General features: G+C 36.2%; 19 protein-coding genes. 8 read left to right on the top strand and 11 right to left on the bottom strand.

Going from position 1 to position 20,120, the window contains the following annotated elements; genetic code table 11:
• Positions 1-41 precede the first annotated feature (41 nt).
• Entirely contained in the window at positions 42-1,178 is a 1,137-nt protein-coding gene (locus B2Z27_RS18385; protein ID WP_058104773.1) for an ATP-binding protein, read from the top strand.
• Here B2Z27_RS18385 and B2Z27_RS18390 read toward each other — a convergent pair.
• Positions 1,165-3,096, bottom strand: coding sequence for an amylosucrase (locus B2Z27_RS18390; RefSeq protein WP_286814771.1), 1,932 nt, complete (start codon positions 3,094-3,096; stop codon positions 1,165-1,167). The two genes, B2Z27_RS18385 and B2Z27_RS18390, sit on opposite strands and share 14 nt — an antisense overlap.
• Position 3,097: 1 nt before the next feature.
• Positions 3,098-4,042, bottom strand: coding sequence for a carbohydrate kinase family protein (locus tag B2Z27_RS18395; RefSeq protein ID WP_210708880.1), 945 nt, complete (start codon positions 4,040-4,042; stop codon positions 3,098-3,100).
• Between the two features lie 185 nt (positions 4,043-4,227).
• Here B2Z27_RS18395 and B2Z27_RS18400 point away from each other — a divergent pair, with 185 nt between their 5' ends.
• The 4 genes from B2Z27_RS18400 to B2Z27_RS18415 all read left to right on the top strand — a co-directional run bounded on the left by B2Z27_RS18400 (position 4,228) and on the right by B2Z27_RS18415 (position 8,295).
• The gene (locus B2Z27_RS18400; RefSeq protein ID WP_210708881.1) at positions 4,228-5,364 is read left to right on the top strand and encodes an SPFH domain-containing protein; all 1,137 of its coding nucleotides are present in this window, start codon (positions 4,228-4,230) and stop codon (positions 5,362-5,364) included.
• A gap of 55 nt (positions 5,365-5,419) precedes the next feature.
• Positions 5,420-6,502: a DNA helicase PriA gene (locus B2Z27_RS18405; protein WP_099190791.1), complete on the top strand. Its 1,083-nt coding sequence runs from the start codon at positions 5,420-5,422 to the stop codon at positions 6,500-6,502.
• The gene (locus B2Z27_RS18410; RefSeq protein ID WP_210708882.1) at positions 6,499-7,233 is read left to right on the top strand and encodes a metallophosphoesterase family protein; all 735 of its coding nucleotides are present in this window, start codon (positions 6,499-6,501) and stop codon (positions 7,231-7,233) included. The genes B2Z27_RS18405 and B2Z27_RS18410 overlap by 4 nt, the downstream gene beginning before the upstream one ends.
• Positions 7,234-7,296: 63 nt before the next feature.
• Positions 7,297-8,295: an acyl-ACP desaturase gene (locus B2Z27_RS18415; RefSeq protein WP_058104779.1), complete on the top strand. Its 999-nt coding sequence runs from the start codon at positions 7,297-7,299 to the stop codon at positions 8,293-8,295.
• Positions 8,296-8,347: 52 nt separating this feature from the next.
• On the opposite strand, the gene B2Z27_RS18420 is transcribed toward B2Z27_RS18415, so the two are convergent.
• The 8 genes from B2Z27_RS18420 to B2Z27_RS18455 form a co-directional block, all read right to left on the bottom strand.
• Positions 8,348-8,989, bottom strand: a complete 642-nt coding sequence (locus tag B2Z27_RS18420) for a hypothetical protein (RefSeq protein WP_286814772.1) — start codon at positions 8,987-8,989, stop codon at positions 8,348-8,350.
• Between the two features lie 32 nt (positions 8,990-9,021).
• Complete coding sequence (locus B2Z27_RS18425) at positions 9,022-9,930, bottom strand: OmpA family protein (protein WP_286814773.1); 909 nt, start codon at positions 9,928-9,930, stop codon at positions 9,022-9,024.
• Positions 9,931-10,509: 579 nt separating this feature from the next.
• Positions 10,510-12,063 (bottom strand): aldehyde dehydrogenase family protein, encoded by a 1,554-nt coding sequence (locus tag B2Z27_RS18430; protein ID WP_286814774.1) that lies wholly within the window; start codon positions 12,061-12,063, stop codon positions 10,510-10,512.
• An 80-nt stretch (positions 12,064-12,143) separates the two neighbouring features.
• Positions 12,144-12,515 carry a DUF1304 domain-containing protein gene (locus B2Z27_RS18435; RefSeq protein ID WP_286814775.1) on the bottom strand — a complete coding sequence of 124 codons (372 nt, stop codon included), beginning with the start codon at positions 12,513-12,515 and terminating at the stop codon, positions 12,144-12,146.
• A complete protein-coding gene (locus tag B2Z27_RS18440; RefSeq protein WP_074670503.1) occupies positions 12,512-13,054 on the bottom strand; it encodes a 3-hydroxyanthranilate 3,4-dioxygenase in 543 nt (180 codons plus the stop codon). Before B2Z27_RS18440 ends, B2Z27_RS18435 begins: the two co-directional genes overlap by 4 nt.
• 111 nt (positions 13,055-13,165) lie before the next feature.
• Positions 13,166-13,675 (bottom strand): CAP domain-containing protein, encoded by a 510-nt coding sequence (locus B2Z27_RS18445; protein ID WP_286814776.1) that lies wholly within the window; start codon positions 13,673-13,675, stop codon positions 13,166-13,168.
• A gap of 269 nt (positions 13,676-13,944) precedes the next feature.
• The gene (locus B2Z27_RS18450) at positions 13,945-14,424 is read right to left on the bottom strand and encodes a CAP domain-containing protein (RefSeq protein ID WP_286814778.1); all 480 of its coding nucleotides are present in this window, start codon (positions 14,422-14,424) and stop codon (positions 13,945-13,947) included.
• A gap of 185 nt (positions 14,425-14,609) precedes the next feature.
• Positions 14,610-15,134 carry a CvpA family protein gene (locus B2Z27_RS18455; protein WP_286814779.1) on the bottom strand — a complete coding sequence of 175 codons (525 nt, stop codon included), beginning with the start codon at positions 15,132-15,134 and terminating at the stop codon, positions 14,610-14,612.
• Positions 15,135-15,212: 78 nt separating this feature from the next.
• On the opposite strand from B2Z27_RS18455, the gene B2Z27_RS18460 reads away from it, so the two are divergent.
• From B2Z27_RS18460 to B2Z27_RS18470, 3 genes are all read left to right on the top strand, one after another.
• A complete protein-coding gene (locus tag B2Z27_RS18460) occupies positions 15,213-15,569 on the top strand; it encodes a hypothetical protein (protein ID WP_058104788.1) in 357 nt (118 codons plus the stop codon).
• A gap of 148 nt (positions 15,570-15,717) precedes the next feature.
• On the top strand, positions 15,718-17,205 hold the full coding sequence (gene glpK, locus B2Z27_RS18465) for a glycerol kinase GlpK (protein WP_286814781.1): 1,488 nt from the start codon (positions 15,718-15,720) through the stop codon (positions 17,203-17,205).
• A 139-nt stretch (positions 17,206-17,344) separates the two neighbouring features.
• The gene (locus B2Z27_RS18470; RefSeq protein ID WP_286814782.1) at positions 17,345-19,012 is read left to right on the top strand and encodes a glycerol-3-phosphate dehydrogenase/oxidase; all 1,668 of its coding nucleotides are present in this window, start codon (positions 17,345-17,347) and stop codon (positions 19,010-19,012) included.
• Here B2Z27_RS18470 and B2Z27_RS18475 read toward each other — a convergent pair.
• A complete protein-coding gene (locus tag B2Z27_RS18475) occupies positions 19,009-20,010 on the bottom strand; it encodes an NAD(P)H-dependent glycerol-3-phosphate dehydrogenase (RefSeq protein WP_286814783.1) in 1,002 nt (333 codons plus the stop codon). The genes B2Z27_RS18470 and B2Z27_RS18475 overlap by 4 nt on opposite strands.
• Positions 20,011-20,120: the final 110 nt, after the last annotated feature.

Here is a 20,120-nt window from a genome sequence, read left to right on the forward strand (position 1 = left end):
ATTAATAATTAGAAGTTTACATTTAAAAAAAATAGCTCAAAATGATCAATAAACGGCTTTTGGTAAAAAACTTGCTCGCACATAATGATGAGAACAGTTTTTACGATAAAAAGCGGTTTATTGCAATTGGGGAAAAGGAGGGGAAAGGCAAATTCTTAAAGCACGTTTGTGCTTTGGCCAATAGCAACCCATCCAATAATTCATTCATTGTTATTGGAGTTGAAGATGAGGATAATAGTATTGTAGGTGTAGATTTTTTTGATGACAGCAAGATTCAGAATTTAGTGAACGCTTATTTGGATAATCCACCGTTGATCTCTTATGAAAATATTCCTTTTCCACATTTGCCCGAAGGTAAAGTTGTGGGCTTGGTTACCATAAAATCTATTGGAAAAATCTGCTCGCTCAGAAAAAATATTTGGAAGTATTATGGAGGTTCTGTTTTCTTTAGGGAAGGCAGTATAAGCTTGCCAAAAGTGTTTGATATTGAATTGAAAGATATTAATTCTGAAGCGGTCGCCACCATTGAGCAACACGCCAAGAATAATATTGAACTTACGTTAGACGGTGTAATTGATTTTATTAATCACCGTCACAAGGATCTTGAAAGTGATTATAAAGTTTTTAAAGAACAGTTTGTAGTCTGTTGGGCGGGTAATAAGAAGGTGGTCAATGGTGTTACCTATTATTATCGTGTTGATATAGAATTAATCAACGAGCAAGTAAAACTCTTCTATTCAAATTTAGATGAGGTAACTATAACCTATGACAATGATTCTTTTTCCACAATAGAGTTTGTGCAATTGGGCTTGGGCGCAAAGCAAAAATATTACCCGTTAGAAAAGGTTGTCATTAATTTTAGTGAAAATGGCACCTATCAAATTAAAAGCGATTTGTTGTTTGATCCACCTGTACATGATAAAGAGGAATTGAAGAAAATCTATGAAAGTAACAATGCCTTGGTGATTAAGGCAAAGAAAAATGTAGAACTGACCATTGCAGAAATAAAGCAATTAAAATATTTGGCAGATTCTTATTTGATATGTTTTTTAAACGGATTTGAAGAAGCAAAGGAGCGCATGGAAAAAGCAAGACAGATTTTAAAACCTAAGTATCCTAATATAAATGCTTCGCTCAAAGAAGCACTTCGTGTATTAAGAAAAGTTAAATATTCTTAATCCACAGTTGCTCGTAGGGTTTTAAAGGTAATTCGTTACGTATTAATTCTAATGTTTTTCCGGAAAGCAAATCAGTAGATTTTTTGCCCGTGTGAATGCCTATAGAAAGTAGCCAGCCTACGTTTATCATCTCGGTGACCTCGTTAAAATTACTCAGTACCCAAATAGTTTCGTTTTTATTGGTACGTTCAAAAACAAATATATGTTCATTAGGGCAACCATGTACTTTAAGGTCGTTAGTGTCGGCAAATACGCTATGCTCTTTTCGTATGCGGATCATATCTTTTAATCCGTTATAAACTATAGAGGGGGCACTTTTTATATCTTTTTCAATTTTAGAAACTACATCCCAATTTTGTATGGGTCTGTTAACCCACCTATTGTCATTTATATGCTCTTGGTTTTGCTCATAGCTATAATCATTTAAAGTGGCGATTTCATCACCAGCATAAATCATGGGTATGCCACCGTAGGTTAAAATTATGCCGTGCATCATTAAAATTTTAGCGATGGCATAGTCAATAATTTTATCATTCTTTTGCTCAAGTGCGGTTTCTAAACCTAATAAGGATGCGGCACTTCCGGTTATTCTACCATCTCCATTTTTAGGGTTGTACATGAACATGAGCCCTTTTGCTGGCGACCAATCTAACTTTCCACAATAATAGTTAAGAATAAACTGTTTGTGTGCCGTAGGGTCATAACCCATAGCCCTTACAAAATCATCATCATAGCCAAGACCAATATCATCATGACAGCGTATGTAATTGATCCAAGTGGCATCCTCTGGTTTTGTAGGAATATCAGAAACGCTTTTTACCAATAAAGAGGCTTTTTTGGTGGCTATTGAATTCCAAAGCAATGCCATTAAAGAGGCGTTGTAGGCAACTTCACACTCATTACCGGTTAATATGCCTTCCCCAAAATACTTTATAATATTTCTAGGAGCTACAATAGCTTCCGCTAAAAGAATAACACCAGGTGCCACAACTTGTAAGCACATTCTAAAAAGGGAAATTAGGGTATGGGCTTCCGGTAAATTTTGTGACAGTGTACCTAGTTTTTTCCATAGAAACGCAAGAGCATCAAAACGGATAACATCTACCCCCAAATTTGCAAGTCCAACTAAATTACTGAGCATTTCAATGAACACTTCTGGGTTTCTATAATTTAAATCCCATTGGTAACTATTGAAACAGGTCATTACCCATTTTTCCATTTCAGGGCAATAGGTAAAATTACCAGGTGCAGATTGCGGAAAAATTTCGGGCATGGTTTTTTCGAACTCGTCAGGGATATGACGGTCAGGGTAGGTGTAGTAATAGTTTTGATAATGAAGATCACCTTTTTTTGCTTTTTGTGCCCACTCAAATTCATCTGAAGTATGGTTAACAACAAAATCAAGCATTAAGAACATATTGTTTTTACGTGCCTTTTTGGTGAAATCCAAAAAATCTGCCTTGGTACCATACTTACTATCAATATCATGATAGCTGTTTACGGCATAACCGCCGTCATTTTCACCATCTGGCCGGGTGGTAATAGGCATTAGATGTAGAAAATTAATTCCTAGATCATCAAAATAAGGCAGTTTATCTTTAAGTCCGTTAATGTCTTTGTTAAACCTATCAACATACATTTGCATACCCACCATTTGTTCGCTTTGGTACCAATTACCAGAATTTAAACGGTCAATGTCTTGATTTTGCAGTTCTTTTGGTCGGTTTTTAAAGAGTGATTCTAAGGTATTTAACAGCGTATTAAAAAATACTTTGTGTTCTTTCTCTTGGTATAAAGAGAAAAATTGGGTTTTAATAAGAGAAATGTTTGTAGCTAACCTCTGATCAAACAAAGATTGGGTACTTCTTTTCTTTTGGTCCCTAGAGGCCAACAATCTTAATAATTTCGCCTGGTTCATATTAAGAATCTAATTGTTGTAAAGTAGGTAAAGATTCTATTGCACCAAAGTTTTCTGTTGTGATGGCGCCGGCTTTATTAGCTCTGGCAACCATGTTGGTCAATAGGTTTTCGTTTGTAAGTAAGTCTTCAAAATTTGAGTATTGCGCAATTTGTTGAAGAAAGCAGCCAATGAAAGCGTCACCTGCGCCTGTAGTGTCTTTTGGGGAGACTTTTATACTAGGTATGGTCTTCTTAAATTTTTCGGTACTTAATAATGTACCTGCTCCACCAAGGGTAACAACTATAATTTTTGTTCCCATTTCATGAAAAATTTGGCAAGCATCTTCAAGGTCCTCTTTATCGGAAAGAAGTTGGGCTTCTTCAAGGCTAAATTTGCATAAATGAGATTTTTCAATAAAAGGATGGCATTTTCTAATAAATACTTCCTCTTTATTTTTCCAAAGGTCAACTCTATAGTTAGGGTCAAAACTGATAATGGCATTTTTGGTAAGACCATCAAAAAGATATCTGCTATAAGTTTCCTCTAACGGACCTCCCAATAAAGCTGTTGCAGCGCCAAAGTGTATTATATTATTATCAAAATTTGATTTTAGTGAAGAATCATAGGTAAGCTCTTTATCTGCACCACGGCTAAACACAAAATCTCTTTCACCATCTTCGGCAATAGAAACAAAAGCTAGAGTAGTGAAGGTATCGCTTTTCTGTGCTAACGAAATATCTACTTTTTCATTTTCAAGAATACGCAATAGAAAAGAGCCAAATGGATCATTGCCAACTGCACCAACAAAGAAGCTGTCACCACCAAGCTTGCTAATAGCACAAGCTACATTGGCAGGTGCACCACCTGCTTTTTTGGAAAATTCTTTTGCTTTTGATAAATCTTTGCCTTGGTTCTCGGCAACAAAATCAATCAGTAATTCTCCAATACAAAAAACCTTTTTCATAGTACAAAAAGAAAATTAGGAGGTCTAAGTTAAATAGAAATGGTCGCTTCATCCTAAATAATCTTAAATAAATATTAAATTATGGTTGTGTACGGTTTATTTTTATGATTTATTACCCAAGGTATTTTGGGTCTGTTGCCTAATTGCATATCTTGAATTGCACATTTTTAAAACACAAACCGACTATGAGCATATTTGATGAAATTAAGAAAAAACTAAGTCATGAATTTATTGACATAATAGAATGGTTAGATACTAGCAATGATACCATTGTACATAGATTTGAGCGTTATCAAAACGAAATTAAGAATAACGCAAAACTGATCGTAAGGGAAGGGCAAACCGCAGTTTTTATTAATGAAGGGCAGTTGGCAGATGTTTTTAAACCTGGTACGTACACACTAAACACCCAAAACCTACCTATTCTTACAACGTTAAAAGGATGGAAATATGGATTTGATAGTCCGTTCAAGGCAGAGGTATATTTCGTAAATACCCGTTTGTTTACAGATGAGAAATGGGGAACTAAAAATCCGTTCATGCTTAGTGATGACCGGTTTGGTCTGGTAGAAATACGTGCTTTTGGTACTTATAGTTTTAGAATAAATGATCCAGGTAAGTTTGTAGTAGATGTAGTGGGTACCGATGGTAATTTTACCAATTATGAAGTAAACGAACATTTAAAAAGTTTAATTGTAACCCGATTTACAGATACTGTTGGCGAAGCCAATTTGCCTATAGAGTTATATGCGGCCAATACCAGTGAACTCTCTGAAACTTGCCAAGAGGTTATGCAACCTGAGTTCAATAGGGTAGGTATAGAATTAGAGCGATTCTACATTGAGAATGTGTCTATGCCAGAAGAACTTAAAAAGGAAATTTTTGAGTACAGCCGTTTAGATAAATTGGACATGGGTAAACTGGCACAGTTCAAAGCGGCCAAGGCTATGGAGCTGGCAGCAAAGAACGAAGGCGGTACAGCAGGTGCTGGCATGGGCATGGGCATGGGTTTTGTGCTGGCTCAGCAAATGGGTGGTCTTATGGGACAACCGGCAGCACAGCCAATTGGTGGTCAAGCAGTACAACAACCACAGGCGCCACCACCAATACCAGCACAGGTTAGTTATTTCTATGCTGTAAACGGTCAGCAGTTGGGCCCTGTTTCTTTTGAGAAATTAAAGGAGCTCTTTGCAGGCAGAACCATTAATAGAGACTCCTTAATTTGGAAACAAGGAATGGAAAATTGGGCGGCACTTAAAGAAATTGAGGAGTTAAAGTCTTTCTTGGGTGGTAATACACCACCACCTTTACCAACGGTCTAAAAAATGTAAAAATATTACTGGACAATCTTTCTTTTTTAGATAAGGTATACTCTCTATGGACGATATTCAACAATCGGAATATAAAAAAGCGTGCGCCAATTGTGGGGCAGAACTTAAATTTAAGCCAGGTTCCCATCAACTTACCTGCGAATATTGTGGTTATGAAGAATTTATTGAACAATCTAAGAGCAGTTTTGAAGAACTAGAACTAGAGCACTACTTAAAAATTGTTGGTGAAAATGCTTATACCGACACCATTGAGTTATTGCATTGTAAAAATTGTGGGGCAAACCAGCATGTAGAGGAAAACTATAAATCATTAAATTGTGTGTACTGTAGTGAACCTTTAATACGGGAAGACGTTGAAAAAGAAGGTTGGATCTTGCCCGGTGCCTTGGTACCGTTTGAATTGGATGCAAAGAAGGCACAATCTATTTTTAAATCTTGGGTAGGCAAAATTTGGTTTGCACCGGATAATTTGAAAAAAGCAGCATTAGATCCAGAAGGTTTGCATGGTCTTTATATTCCTTACTGGACTTTTGATGCCAATCTTTTTGCGTCTTATCAAGGGCAAAGAGGAGATTATTATTACGAAAATCAGACCTATAATAGTGATAAGGGCAAAAGAACTAGAAGGGTTCGTAAAACAAGATGGACGTATGCTTCTGGTAAAGTAGATGGGTTTGTTGATGACATCTTGATCAGTGCATCGGAAAAAAAGAGAAAAGAAATACCGTCAAAGGTTGCTTTTTGGAACCTAAAGGATTTGGTGGTATTCAACTCCAAATATTTATCGGGGTTTGTAACAGAGAAATATACCGTTTCATTAAAAGAAGGTCATCATAAGTCTTTTCAAGAAGCCAAAAATATAGCCTATAACTGGATCAGAAGAGACATTGGTGGCGATACCCAACGAGTGGCAAATGCCGACATTAAATTATCTAACGAGAAATTTAAACATATTCTGCTTCCTGTTTATATAAGCTCCTACAGATATGAGGGAAAGGAATATAACTTTTATATAAATGGACAAACCGGGGTGCTTAGCGGAAATAGGCCATATTCATTCTGGAAAATCTTCTTTTTAGTACTTTTTATACTTGTCATAATCACCATAATTGCGATTTTTGCTAAATGAATATAAATAGAACACTGGTTGTAGGTGACATTCATTCGGGCTTACAAGCGTTAAAACAAGTGCTTAGTAAAGCAGCTGTATCAGAACACGATACTATAATATTTTTAGGGGACTATATAGATGGATGGAGTGAAGCGGTAGAAACTATTGATTACCTACTAGAATTAAAGAAAAAATACAATTGCATATACCTAAGGGGCAATCATGATGAACTTTGCTATGAATGGTTGACAGGTAAAGCAGATAACCCAACTTGGTTTATGCATGGTGGTGAAGCTACTTCCAATTCTTACGCCAATATTTCTAGCGAGGATAAAGAGATTCATCTCAATTTTTATGAAAGTCTAGAGAATTATCACTTAGATACCGAAAATAGGTTGTTTTTACATGCAGGATTTACTAACTTAAAAGGTATTGAGCATGAATATTTTAAAAAAACGTTTTACTGGGACCGTACCTTATGGGAGCTAGCTCTTTCTCTGAACAAAAATTTAGAAGAAGATCATATACATTACCCAAAACGACTAAAGAACTATTCTGAAATCTATATTGGTCATACACCAGTAACAAGAATTGGTAAAACTACACCGCAAAAAGCGGCCAATGTTTGGAATATTGACACAGGTGCAGCTTTTAAAGGACCTTTGACCATTTTCAATGCAGATTCAAAAGAATACTGGCAAAGCGATCCCGTACATACGTTTTACCCTAATGAAAAGGGTAGAAACTAAGAAAACAGTTAACTTTACTAAAAATGGATTGTTTAAATGACGATCTTTGATAAAAAATAAACTATGTCTACTAAAAATATAAGATTAGAAGTGATGCAGGCTTTAGAGCCTCAGGTAGAAGGATTTATGGATTCTTTCCTTATTAAACCAGAGGATATATGGCAGCCTACGGATTTTTTACCAAATTCTGAAAAAGATACATTTTTACAAGAAGTAAAAGATATTAGAGAGGAGTCTAAAGAACTTGGTTATGATTTTTGGGTAACCATGGTAGCGGATACGATAACTGAAGAAGCTTTGCCAACCTATGAATCTTGGTTGATGGATGTAGTAGGTATAGACCAACATGGTGATCATAAGACCAATGGTTGGGCAAAATGGGTAAGAGCTTGGACAGCAGAAGAGAATAGACATGGCGATGTGTTGAACAAGTATCTATATTTATCCGGTAGGGTAAATATGAGAGAAATAGAGTTGACCACCCAACATTTAATTTCAGACGGTTTTGATATTGGTACGGATCGTGACCCTTATAAGAACTTTGTATATACCTCTTTTCAAGAATTGGCTACCAATATTTCACACAAGCGTGTTGGGCAAATGGCTAAGAAGAAAGGAAATACCCTGTTAGGTAAAATGTGTACAATTATTGCAGGTGATGAAATGAGGCACCACTTGGCATATAGAGAATTCGTTAAGACTATTTTTGGCGAAGATCCATCTGGTATGATGATTGCCTTCGCAGATATGATGAAGAAGAAGATTGTAATGCCTGCTCATTTTTTAAGGGAGTCCGGTGGTACAATTGGATCGGCATTTGAGAATTTTTCAAATTGCGCACAACGTTTAGGTGTATATACAGCACAGGATTATGTAGATATATTAAGCAAATTAAATGCTTATTGGCAGTTAGATTCTGTACGTTCTTTAAATGAGGAAGCAGAAAAGGCTCGTGATTATTTAATTAAATTACCGGCAAGGTTAGAGCGAATTGCGGAAAGAATGAAATTTCCAGAAGATCAATATCACTTTAAGTGGGTAGAAGCTAATGGAGCATTATAAAATAAAAAATCCCGATAATTCATTATCGGGATTTTTTTTGCTAAACGGTGATTTATAGTTTACCGTGTTTATGCTCATCTTGCCATTTAACAAGTTCTGTCCATTTACCTTCATAACACATTTTAGCTTGCATTGGCCAAGATGCCGGGTCGTGTATCTTATACCGTGTTCCACCTGTATCCAATATTTTCTGACAATCTTCAAGACTGGCTTCAGAAAGTGCTTTCCAGGTTTTAATACCATGGTCTTTGAACATACCTTCAATTTTTGGACCAATACCTTCTACAAGTTTTAAATCGTCTTGTTTAACGGTTTTGCCAAAAGCAGCTTTTGCAGCAGCGCCATCAAAAGCTAAGGCGCTACTTGTAGCGGCGCCGGCGGCAAATGATGCTGCTGTAGCAGAAGCACCAAGATTTGTGCTTGTTGTTGGCGGTACGGCTTTGCTAGCGGCAATTACCTTTTGGTTGCAGGCATCAAGGTCAGCTTTTAATTTAGTGTTGCTTGCCTTTAAGTTGTTCAATTCTGCCAATTGGGCGTTTAACTTTGTATTATTGGCTTTAAGACTGTTTATTTCAGCAGAGTTGTCAATTACTTTGGTAGAACTTTTACCGAGTAGATAACCTAAAATACCGCAGATAAGACCTACTAACAATGGAATTATCCAGCACCAAATACTCATATTTTCAAAATTCATGATTTTACTTATTTATAGGATTAGTGTATGTTTTAATTTAATGTAATAACTGTTCTTCTATTTTTTTCTCTGCCTTCTTCGGTAGCATTTGTTGCAATAGGTTGGGTCTGCCCTTTGGATGTAGCAATGATTTTACTTTCAGCTATACCGTTTTGCATTAGATAGTTTTTGGCGAATTCTGCCCTGTCTTGCCCTAGCCTCATGTTAGTACTTGCTTGTCCAGTAGCATCGGTATGGCCTACAACACTTACTGTTGCATCTTCAACTTTATCTATATATCTAGAAATATCTGCAACCTTTTGGCGCTGCTCGGCATCTAGGTAAATAGAAGCTTCTGCAGTATTAAAGTAAAGTATTAACGGGTCGGCTTTAATTTTCTCATAAAGGGCATTAAGGTCATCCTTTTCATTAACAGATCGCTCTTCAATATCAAAAGAAGCCGCACCCCAATAGGTATTTTCTTTAGGTACCATGTCATCCATTAGTTTGCCCAAAGTATTTATTTGTGCAGTAGAAATACCTTTAGATGCTAAATCATTTTTTATGGCATTGGCTCTTGCTAAACCTAAATTAGGAAACGCTGAGTTGTTCTCTTCTTCACTTGTGTAATAACCGGTGACATTGACTACGTTGCCATCATTTGCTTCTAAATAGCTCTTAAGACCATTAATGCCTTTTGTAAGGTTGGCGCTTAAAGGCATTAAAATAGCATTGGAAGAGACATTAAAATTGTAGTTGTCATTAGTATTATAGGCAAATCCGTTTGCATCAATTGCAAAAGGGTAAGATGTTGCCGAGGGTTCTTTTACGATTACTTTTTCTTTAGCGGGTTCTTCATGTGTACTTGTTGCATTACATTCGCTACAATAAGTGATAAAGAAATAAGTACCTATTAGAATGGTAATCAACATACCTAATAAATACGTTATTGTTTTTGTCATTATTAATACTGTTTAGTGTTTAGCCCACAATTTATTAAAAAAATCTTAAAAATGTTAAATCATTTGAGCCTAATTGCCTTACAGTCAATCATTATAGTAATAACATTTATGTAGCGTATAGTACCAAGTATACGATCAGTTGGTGAGATTGTAAAAAAAGTTAATGATGCAACAACTATTAATTGCAATTTTGCGTAAGTATTTAAATGGTATGCATCTCCCCACAAAGTTTGGGCATTGATTATACAATTTAAAGTTTTGAGTTAGTTGGTTAAAAAATCCTGTCTTCAATATGTCGACAGGATTTTTTTATGTTCAATAGTTTATAAAGTAGGTTTCCATCTATACAATTTTTACATGAATTTGTACAGATTTCACACCATTAAAGGATACAATTTGTTAGCTTGAAACAGCTGTATTTGTATTGAAAATGAAGAAAAAAATAAAAAAGTGTTTCAATTTTCTTTGCATGTTTATCGTACTGGGCACTCAAACATTATTACATGGAAGTTGGTCTCATGAACCAACAAATAGAAAAGCTGCTTAGATAATAAACATGCAAAAGAAAATATGATTTGATTATAGGTCGAATTTTATTCCCTGAGCCAATGGCAGTTCGGTAGTAAAATTAATGGTATTGGTCTGTCTTCTCATATACACTTTCCATGCATCTGAACCACTTTCACGACCACCGCCAGTTTCTTTTTCTCCACCAAAGGCACCGCCGATTTCTGCGCCAGAGGTACCAATGTTTACATTAGCTATACCGCAATCACTGCCCCAAGCAGAAAGAAAACGTTCTGCCTCTCTTAAATTATTGGTCATAATTGCAGATGACAGCCCTTGAACAACTCCATTTTGAATGGCGATGGCATTTTCAACGTCACCGGAATATTTTAAAAGATAGAGAACAGGTGCGAAAGTTTCGTGCTGAACAATTTCAAAATCATTACTAGCCTCTGCAATGGCAGGTTTAACATAACAACCACTTTCATAGCCTTCACCATCTAAAACACCACCCTCAACAATTAATTTACCACCTTCTTCAACTACCTTTTTCAAAGCATTTTTATAATGTGAAACAGCATCAGTATCAATCAATGGTCCTACGTGGTTATTCTCATCTAATGGATTACCTATTCTTAATTGTTGGTAAGCGGCAACAACGGCATCTTTCACCTTATCATACATAGATTCATGAATAATCAATCTTCTGGTTGAAGTACAACGTTGCCCAGCCGTTCCTACGGCACCAAAAACGGCTCCTATAACGGTCATTTTTAAATCGGCATCCGGTGTAACAATAATAGCATTGTTTCCGCCCAACTCCAATAGAGATTTTCCAAGACGGGCGGCAACTGCTTGGGCAACTATTTTACCCATTCTAATTGAACCCGTAGCGGATACCAACGGTATTCTATTATCTTGGGTCATAAGTTCACCAATCTTATAATCGCCGTTTATTAAGCAGGAAATTCCTTCGGGTAGGTTATTTGCCTTAAAAACTTCAGCAGCAATGTTTTGGCAGGCTACACCACATAAAGGGGTTTTTTCTGATGGTTTCCAAACACAAACATCACCACAGATCCATGCCAACGCTGTATTCCATGCCCATACGGCAACCGGGAAGTTAAAGGCGGAAATAATACCCACTACACCAAGTGAATGGTATTGCTCGTACATTCTATGCCCAGGTCTTTCAGAATGCATGGTCAATCCGTGCAATTGTCGAGAAAGACCAACGGCAAAATCGCAGATATCTATCATTTCTTGCACTTCTCCTAAACCTTCTTGGTAGCTTTTTCCCATTTCATAGGAAACCAGTTTTCCAAGGGGCTCTTTTAGCTCTCTAAGTTTGTCACCAAATTGTCTTACAATTTCGCCACGTTGAGGTGCGGGTTTTGTTCTCCATTGCTTAAAAGCAGTGGTAGCAGAAGACATTACTTTTTCATAATCTTCTTTTGTGGTCGTTTTTACCTTTGCAATTAAAGATCCGTCTACAGGTGAGTAAGATGAGATAATATCACCTGAGGAGAAATAATCTGATCCGGTTGATGTACCGTCATTTACCTCTTTAATTCCAAGTGCCTTAAGGGCATCATGTATTCCAAAATCTGCTGCTATTTTTGACATTTTATAACTTTTTACGCAATTAATGTTAGATATATTACAAAAATACAAAGAATTTTGTCTTTAGGAAGAACTAATTACGACTAGGCAAATTTGACGATCAACCATAGAATAATACCTGCCAAGGCAGGTACACTCTGTACAATAAATATCTTTTTGCTTACCGAAACGGCACCGTACATACCGGCGACAGTAACACAGCCTAAAAAGAAAAGGGCTACGTTGCATGACCAGTTACCATCAGAAATCAGTAAGGACCAAATTAACCCTGCTGCCAAAAAACCATTGTAAAGTCCTTGGTTTGCCGCCATTTGTTTAGTGGGTATAAATAAATCTTTCGGGAAATTTTTAAACACCTTTCTACCGGTAGTGGTCCATGCGAACATTTCTATCCATAAGATATAAACATGAATAAATGCTACAAGTACTGTAATTATTTTAGCTAATACTATCATTCTTCCTTGGCAATAAAACGTTCGTCAACAGGCATTACCGTGCCGCAATTATCACATGTTCTCAATTCTTTTGAACTGTAAAAATGTTTAAAGTGTGCTAAAAAATCTTTTTCTATGTCATGAAGGGTGAAATAGGCTTCATAGAGTTTATGATTACAATTGTCACAAAACCAAAGCAAACCATCATCAACATTCATGCTAGCTCGTTTTCTTTCAATGACCAAGCCAATAGATCCTTCTTTACGAACAGGAGAATGTGGCACTTTAGCAGGATGCAAATACATATCTCCCGGACCTAATTTCATGGTCCTTTTTTTACCGTCTTCTTGAATGTGAACTTCTATATTTCCTTCTAATTGATAAAACAGCTCTTCGGTTTCGTTGTAATGGTAATCTTTACGTGCATTTGGTCCGGCTACGATCATGACAATATAATCGCCAGCATCTTTATATAAGTTTTTATTTCCAACAGGAGGTTTTAGTAATGCTCTGTTATCTTCTATCCATTTGTTGAGATTAAATGGTGCTTGTATACTCATTTCACTGAAATTAATTGAAAGTTAATTAAACGATCGTTTCTCACTGAAAAGTTAAGCATAAAAAAAGCCTTTGTATAACAAAGGCTTCTTAAAATTATATTTTACGATGTTTTATCTAAAGAACAACTGTGTAAAGTATAGGTCGCCATTGCTATTTTGGTTAATGCTTATGGCTGAGTAGTTGTATTCACCTTCAATATTTACTCTATGCCCCGGACTTTCTAACCATGCCTCAAAAGCTTCTTCAATAGTGTCATAATTTCTTGCAACATTTTCTGCTACAAAAACTGCACCGGTTCTCTTTGAAATATTCTCTGCACGTTGCGTAAAATTATCATGACTAGTATTTCCTTTAGAAATCATATAGTCGGTATGAAGCGTTGCATAATAATAGGTGGTACTTTCAAATTCCATTTCATTTAATCCTATACTAGCTCTATATGTATTTATTATTTCAAAAAGTTCATCTTCCAGTGTACTGTGATTTTTAGAAGATGCCAAAGTATATTGCTCTAGGGTGTCTTCAGATTTACTCTCGTAACCTGCGAAATTCTCATATTTTGAACAAGATGATAAAGTGATGACTATTAATACTATTAAGAAAGGAAATTTAATTTTCATAGGGGGAATAGTTGTTGTCTTATTGAGTGCCAAAAGTAGTTTAGTGAGTAGGCTTAAAAAGAAGAACATCTATAGATAGGGTAAAATATTCGATAAGCTGCATCTAATTGAAATAGAAGTACTCATCGGTAAAATACACTTTGATTTACATCGTAAAAAAGTGCATTTAATATGATTTTTCCCACTTAATCTGCAAAACGGAACATGTCATCCCAAAGCAGTCATGTTCAAGCGTTGGATATTCACGAATTAGGAGTTGAAAAAAATTATTACTGCTTGTAGAAAAGTTGTGTAAAGTAGTAATTGCCGAAATCATCTTTTTTGACACTAATGGCGGTATGGGTAAAATCTCCTTCCATGGTTTTTTTATGGCTACTACTTATATACCAACCTTCAAAAGCTTCTTGTGCGGTATCATAATCTTTGGCAACATTCTCAGCCACCATTTCAACAGATATCTCAGAATCTATGTTTGAAGCGCGAGAGCTAAAATTGTCATGGCTAATGCTACCTTTAGAAATCATGTAATCTGTATGCAGGTTTGCATATTTATATGCTACATCGCTAAACCGCAAAGTATTAGTGTTGAGACTAAGTCTATGTGTGTTGACAATATCCAGTAGGTCCTGCTCTATAGTTAAAACATTTTCAGCTTCCAATACAGGCGTTTCTTCAAGAGAATCGCTAGTACAAGAACCAAGAAAAAGTAATAAAAAGACAGTGACCGCATTAAGCAATCTCATTTTCATATAAGTGTCTTTTAATTAGCCTCTCGGCGTAGCGAAGTAGGTAAGAAGGTGAGAATGTTCTAAGTTCTCTATTTTCGATTTGGGTTATCGATAACGTAATATTATATAAAAATTGAACACAGGGGAGGAACAATATTACTTATTCGACAAAGTGCACAATATGTAAGATTATTGAACGATCAAATTTAGATTGTCATCGATTCTTCGCTAGACTCTTCTGGCATTACTTCTGTCTTAAGAACAGTATCAAATATTAACGCACCTATATCTTTAATGGGTTGGTAAAGTATAGACTCTTTCTTGGTTTCATCTGTAAGTAGGTTCAAGGAGGTATCCATACGATCAAAAAAGATAAATGCGGCCCCTAATAGAATAGCTACTTTTAAGGTGCCAAAAATTCCACCGGCTATTTTATTCAACCACCCTAACATAGCAAAATTGGCGACTTTGGTCAATAATTTTCCGGCTAGGTTCACTACTATAATGATAAGGATCAACGTAATTATAAAAGCTATAATACTCATATTACGTTCATTCCAATCTAAATGGTTAGATAGATAGTTGCCTGTTATATATGAAAAGTGAATAGCGCCAAAAATACCGGCTACCAAGGCTACTATAGAAGCAATTTCCATGAATAGTCCGTTATTATATCCTTTCCACAGACCCCAAATGAGCGGTAATCCAAGTAAAATATCCAAAAGTCCCATTCGTATAGTGTTTTGACAAATATAGAACTTTGATTTGTACCTTTGCAAGGTCTAGATTATAGTAGATAGCAGGTTGATATGGCAAGGGATATACAGTTAAAAGAACGTTGGGATTATTTAGTAGAGAAACTATCTGAAAAGTTTTCTGATGGAGATCCGTTAGAATTGGATGCTATCATCTACTTGGTGGGTGTTCAAGAATTGGGCCAATATCATAGAAAATACAAGAAAGATGATAAACTAGACCTTATGCACATAGCAATTTGCAGATTGTTGGAGCCTTACGGTTTTTATGAGTTTAGCTTTTTTGATGAAGATGGCTGGCCACATTATAATGTATTAGAGGAACTACCTTCTCTAAAAGCGGGTGAGCAAACGGTGCTCATGAAAGAAGCAATTGTCTCTTACTTCCTGGAAAAAGAATTTATAAAGTAATTACATTGAATAACTGTTCGGAAAAAAGAGCTGCCTAAAATGTATAGGTAGAGAAATTATCTTGAATAGAAATATACTTGGTCCATTAGATTTTTGATGTTTGAATTGGGTATTAAATCTGCTATATTTAAAGAAATAACTATAGCACATGTCAAGGCAATTTATAATATCATTAGATCAAGGTACCACTAGCTCAAGAGCTTTATTGGTAGACCATGATGGAACTATTCAAGGAATGGTTCAAAAAGAATTCAAACAAATTTTTCCAAAATCGGGTTGGGTAGAGCATGATCCAAAAGAGATTTTAGATTCTCAAATGATGGTTTTAAAAGAGCTTCTTGAAAAAGAAGTAAAGCCTTCAGAAATTATGGGCATTGGTATTACCAACCAAAGGGAAACTACTGTGGTTTGGGATAAAAATACCGGAGAACCTATTTATAATGCCATTGTTTGGCAAGATAAACGTACAGCTGATATTTGCGAACATCTTAAAAAATCCGGTCTTACGGAGCATGTAAAGAAGACTACTGGTCTGGTTATAGATTCCTATTTCTCTGGCACCAAGGTAAAGTGGATTTTGGATAATGTTGAGGGAGCAAAAAAGAAAGCACAGGCAGGAGATTTGTTAATGGGCACCATTGATACCTGGTTGGTTTGGAACATGACCAAAGAACATAATCACGTAACGGACTATACCAACGCATCACGAACTATGATTTACGATATCGTAAATTTAAAATGGGATGACAAAATGCTAAAGGTGTTAGATATACCCAAAACCATGCTTCCAGAAGTAAAACCATCTTCTGCTCATTTTGGTAATTATGAAATTGATGGTGTTAAAATACCTATTGCAGGAATAGCGGGAGATCAACAGGCAGCGCTTTTTGGTCAGGCTTGTTTTAAAAAAGGTTCAGCTAAAAATACCTACGGTACAGGTTGTTTTATGCTAATGAATACGGGAGAAAAGCCACAGTTTTCTAAAAACGGATTGCTGGCCACTATAGCTTACGGTTTAAATGGTAAGGTACACTATGCACTAGAAGGAAGTATTTTTATTGCAGGTGCCGCAATACAATGGTTGCGAGATGGTCTAGAGTTGATAGACCACGCTAAGGAAACAGAAGAACTGGCCAACTCCATTGAAGGTGAAAACCCGGTTTATGTGGTGCCGGCGTTTGCAGGTCTTGGGGCGCCCTATTGGGATATGTATGCAAGGGGAGCAGTATTCGGTTTAACGCGTGATACCGGTAAAGCTCATTTGGCGAAAGCAACACTAGAGGCACTTGCATATCAAACAAAGGATATTTTAAAGGCTATGGAAGATGATTCTGGTATTCAACTTAAGAACTTAAGGGTAGATGGGGGTGCATGTGCTAACGACCATTTAATGCAATTTCAAGCCGATATCTTGGATTCAGAGGTGCATAGACCAGAGATTATTGAATCTACCGCAATGGGTGCGGCATTTTTAGCGGGCATAGAGGTCGGGTTCTGGCAACAGTCAGATATTGATGAGAGTAGACCAATGAACAAAATATTTACCCCAACTTTTGACCGTGTAAAAAGAAAGCGCCTATATAAGAAATGGCAAAAAGCGGTAGAACGCTCAAAAGGTTGGGAAGACGAAGAGTAAATACACATTGAATTTACAATTAATTAATTCTTTAGAGCATAAAATAGCATAAGGGTCACGCTATCTTTGATTTTTTGTACTGGCTTTTGTCTGCAATATGGAACAAGCACAAGCATATTAATTTAAATAGAAACTACCGATGGAAAATATAAAATTCACAAATTTAGAACGCCAAAAAACAATAGGTAATCTAGAATCGGAGGAATTTGATTTGGTAGTTATTGGTGGTGGTATCACTGGTGGTGGTATTGCGTTAGATGCTGCCTCGCGTGGATTAAAGGTAGTGCTGCTTGAGAAAGGAGATTTTGCTTCGGGTACAAGTAGCAAATCCACCAAATTAATACATGGCGGACTCCGTTACTTAAAACAATTCGATTTTTGGTTGGTGAAAGAAGTAGGTTCAGAACGTGCTATTGTGCACAAACTGGCTCCACATTTGGTTCTGCCCGAAAAGATGTTGTTACCTTTAATTGAAAATGGGTCCTACGGTAAATGGTTAACGTCAATAGGGCTTAAGGTTTATGATATACTGGCACAGGTATCTGGTGACGATAAACGAAAAATGCTCGAGAAAAAAGAAGCAATGAAATTAGAGCCTTTATTGCCAAAAAAGATACTGAACGGGGCGGGTTATTATGCGGAATATAGAACAGATGATGCCCGTTTGACTATAGAAAACATAAAAACTAGTTTACTTTTTGGTGCACAGGCCTTGAACTATGCCAAGGTAAACGACTTTCTTTATGACAATGAAAAGGTTGCTGGGGTAAAAGTTACAGATGAAACTACGGGTAAGGAGTTTACCATTAAATCTAAGTATGTAATTAGCGCTGCCGGACCGTGGGTAGATGAGCTAAGAAGTCTTAATAATTCTAAAAAAGGAAAACAGCTTCATTTGACCAAAGGGGTACATTTGGTTTTTCCATATGAAAAATTGCCGGTGAAGCAATCGGTTTATTTTGATATACCTGATGGTAGAATGATGTTCGCAATACCAAGAGGTAAAGTTACTTATGTAGGTACAACAGATACCAACTATAATGATAATAAGGACCGCGTAAGAACAGATATTGCAGACGCTATTTATTTAATATCTGCCGTTAACAATATGTTCCCGGATATAAATCTGGAATTAGATGATATCGTTTCTTCTTGGGCAGGTTTACGACCGTTAATTCATGAAGAAGGAAAATCTGCATCAGAATTGTCTAGAAAAGATGAAATTTTTGTTTCAGATACAGGCTTGATCAGTATTGCGGGGGGTAAGTTGACCGGTTATCGTAAAATGGCAGAAAGAGTTGTAGATCGCATTGCCAAGAAAATGGAAGAAGAATACGATACCGAACTGAAAGAATGTTATACAGAGAAGATATTTTTGTGTGGTAATGTGGATTTCAAAAAATTCAAACATGTAAAAAAATACATAAGCGAGGTTTACGACAACATTAAAAATGAAGGCTTTTCAAAACATGATGCCTGGTTTTTGGTAACCAATTATGGTAAGCAGACAGAGAAAATATTAGAACTGTATGCAACCATTGTAGAAGCTGATCCCTATGTAAGGTTGGCAAAGGCAGAAGTAGCATTTGGTATAGATTATGAAATGGTACAAACCCCAATGGACTTTTTCATAAGAAGAACGGGTAGACTGTATTTTGATATTGAAAGCATTAGAACCCTAATGGAACCTATCTTAAAAGAATTCCAGAATAAATTTGGGGTATCTAATGATATAGTTCAAGGTTGGAGAATTACTTTAGAGGAAGAATTAAAAGAGCATTCAGATTTCTCTTTGGAGCGAGGTTAGTCTAATTTCTCTGTTAAATCTAGAAAAACCTTTTTAGGGTTTTTATTTTCATAGAGAACTTTATAAACAGCATCTATAATAGGTGTTTTAACCTTTTTACTGAAGTTTTCTTTAATGTTATAAGCACTTTTTGCTGCGTAGTAGCCTTCAGCGATCATACTCATTTCCATCTGTGCGCTTTTTACGGTGTACCCTTTACCTATCATATTACCGAACATCCTGTTTCGGCTAAAAATAGAGTACCCAGTAACTAATAAATCGCCTAAATAGGCAGATTTATTAATGTTACGATCTAGGTTATGAATGCGTTTAGTGTATCGCTTCATCTCACGAATTGCATTGCTCATCAATACACTTTGAAAATTATCTCCATATCCCAGACCATGGGCAATACCCGCAGCAATGGCGTAAATATTCTTTAGCATTGCGGCATATTCTGTACCAATAATATCTTTACTGATACTGGTTTTTATGTATGAACAAGCTAAATTGTTGGCAACCAGTTCTGCCTTTTCCGTATCAGCACAGGCAATGGTCAAATAGGAAAGTCGCTCCATAGCAACTTCTTCGGCATGGCAAGGACCTGTAATTACTCCAATGTTTTCAAATGGTATATCAAAAACTTCATGAAAATGTTCGCCAACGATCAATCCAGATTCTGGAACAATACCTTTTATGGCCGAAAAAATGATTTTTTCCTGTAATGAACTGTTCAGCTTTTCTAATTCACCCACTAAAAAAGCAGAAGGAATAGCAAAAATTAGAACATCTGCATATTTTACAATCTCATTTATGTCGCTAGTCAATACTAATTGCTCTGGTCTAAACTCTACAGAAGTAAGGTAGTTAGGATTGTGTTTTTGAGATTTAATATGCTCAATAGCTTCATCATTTCTCATATACCAACCTACCCTATCTTGGTTGTTGGTCAACATTTTAACAATCGCCGTAGCCCAACTTCCACCGCCTAAAACCGCAAACTTTACATCATTGTTCATACTGCAAATTTACCAATAAATTGCATGTTTGGTATAAGCTTAGTATCAGTCTTATGTAAAATTTGGCATGGAGATTGTTTCTAGGTAAATAATCAATTAAATGAAATCAT

This window comes from Maribacter sp. UBA3344 (assembly GCF_002362375.1).
Taxonomy (GTDB): Bacteria; Bacteroidota; Bacteroidia; order Flavobacteriales; family Flavobacteriaceae; genus Maribacter; species Maribacter dokdonensis.

Bases quoted from the DNA above. Each gene is read 5' to 3' on its own strand.
- B2Z27_RS18420 (WP_286814772.1), bottom strand. From the start codon at position 8,989: ATGAATTTTGAAAATATGAGTATTTGGTGCTGGATAATTCCATTGTTA.
- B2Z27_RS18455 (WP_286814779.1), bottom strand. From the start codon at position 15,134: ATGGGACTTTTGGATATTTTACTTGGATTACCGCTCATTTGGGGTCTG.
- B2Z27_RS18410 (WP_210708882.1), top strand. From the start codon at position 6,499: ATGAATATAAATAGAACACTGGTTGTAGGTGACATTCATTCGGGCTTA.
- B2Z27_RS18425 (WP_286814773.1), bottom strand. From the start codon at position 9,930: ATGACAAAAACAATAACGTATTTATTAGGTATGTTGATTACCATTCTA.
- B2Z27_RS18450 (WP_286814778.1), bottom strand. From the start codon at position 14,424: ATGAAAATGAGATTGCTTAATGCGGTCACTGTCTTTTTATTACTTTTT.
- B2Z27_RS18400 (WP_210708881.1), top strand. From the start codon at position 4,228: ATGAGCATATTTGATGAAATTAAGAAAAAACTAAGTCATGAATTTATT.
- glpK (WP_286814781.1), top strand. From the start codon at position 15,718: ATGTCAAGGCAATTTATAATATCATTAGATCAAGGTACCACTAGCTCA.
- B2Z27_RS18385 (WP_058104773.1), top strand. From the start codon at position 42: ATGATCAATAAACGGCTTTTGGTAAAAAACTTGCTCGCACATAATGAT.
- B2Z27_RS18435 (WP_286814775.1), bottom strand. From the start codon at position 12,515: ATGATAGTATTAGCTAAAATAATTACAGTACTTGTAGCATTTATTCAT.
- B2Z27_RS18460 (WP_058104788.1), top strand. From the start codon at position 15,213: ATGGCAAGGGATATACAGTTAAAAGAACGTTGGGATTATTTAGTAGAG.
- B2Z27_RS18440 (WP_074670503.1), bottom strand. From the start codon at position 13,054: ATGAGTATACAAGCACCATTTAATCTCAACAAATGGATAGAAGATAAC.
- B2Z27_RS18390 (WP_286814771.1), bottom strand. From the start codon at position 3,096: ATGAACCAGGCGAAATTATTAAGATTGTTGGCCTCTAGGGACCAAAAG.
- B2Z27_RS18395 (WP_210708880.1), bottom strand. From the start codon at position 4,042: ATGAAAAAGGTTTTTTGTATTGGAGAATTACTGATTGATTTTGTTGCC.
- B2Z27_RS18475 (WP_286814783.1), bottom strand. From the start codon at position 20,010: ATGAACAATGATGTAAAGTTTGCGGTTTTAGGCGGTGGAAGTTGGGCT.
- B2Z27_RS18470 (WP_286814782.1), top strand. From the start codon at position 17,345: ATGGAAAATATAAAATTCACAAATTTAGAACGCCAAAAAACAATAGGT.
- B2Z27_RS18430 (WP_286814774.1), bottom strand. From the start codon at position 12,063: ATGTCAAAAATAGCAGCAGATTTTGGAATACATGATGCCCTTAAGGCA.
- B2Z27_RS18405 (WP_099190791.1), top strand. From the start codon at position 5,420: ATGGACGATATTCAACAATCGGAATATAAAAAAGCGTGCGCCAATTGT.
- B2Z27_RS18415 (WP_058104779.1), top strand. From the start codon at position 7,297: ATGTCTACTAAAAATATAAGATTAGAAGTGATGCAGGCTTTAGAGCCT.
- B2Z27_RS18445 (WP_286814776.1), bottom strand. From the start codon at position 13,675: ATGAAAATTAAATTTCCTTTCTTAATAGTATTAATAGTCATCACTTTA.